The organism is Mucilaginibacter sp. PPCGB 2223 (assembly GCF_001705515.1).
In the GTDB taxonomy this organism is placed as follows: domain Bacteria; phylum Bacteroidota; class Bacteroidia; order Sphingobacteriales; family Sphingobacteriaceae; genus Mucilaginibacter.
In genome coordinates, this window is record NZ_MDJS01000008.1 from 1 (window position 1) to 843 (window position 843).

Below are 843 nucleotides of genomic sequence, written 5' to 3' on the forward strand. Positions count from 1 at the left end.
GGAGTGTTAGGGCATTTGTCGAACTGATCAGCTACACCGTCGCCGTCGCTGTCTTTTTTCAGGTCGTCAACTGCTTTCTCAACATTTGATACACGGCCTTTTAAAGCTTCAACTTCTTGTTTCAGGGTTGGATCGTTCAATTCGTCATACATCATGGCAACAGGGTTAACCCACTCTAAGTTCGGTTTTGATTTCGAACCGAAAGTGTATTCGATACCGGCATAACCCAATGTGTATTTATCGCGGTGAACGTAATCGCCAACTAATTTCGAACCATCGAAATCATCACCATCGGTAAAGTACATGTTGTAACCTAAGTTAAATGCCCATGAATCGCTCAACCTAAATTTAACGCCTACGCCTGTTGGTACATAAGCTTCAAAAATGGTGTGGTCGCTGCCGGCGTTGTTTTTAAACGGTTCGCTTTTGGTAGCGCTGCCAAAATCGGCATTGTTGTACAGGGTTGGGTTATAGTATTGTGCACCTAAACCTGCTTCAACGAAGAAATTGATCGCGTTTTTGCGACGTAAGAAGTCGACAGTTGCAACATTAATCACACCAAGTATAGCACCTGAGTAATAAGTTGTCGAAAAACCGTAAACCGGGAAGGTTTTACCGGTACCCTGAGTAGCATAAGTGTTAGTACCTTGTACTTTACCCAAACCAAAATCGGCTTCGATACCGAAAGAATGAGCCAGTTGTTTTCTGACAGTTAATAATCCACCCAAATTAATTTTAAGGCCGGAGAAACCATTAACGCCACCGATAACAGCTTCGTTGCTTGTTGCACCAACGTTTAAACCTAAGGTCCAGGTGTTGTACTGTCCGCTCCCACCAAATATC

The 843-nt window shown here is 43.4% G+C and carries 1 pseudogene; it reads right to left on the minus strand.

Features of this window, described 5'->3' with window-relative positions:
* Positions 1-843, minus strand: a pseudogene (locus tag BEL04_RS24485) (OmpA family protein); the annotation flags it as partial.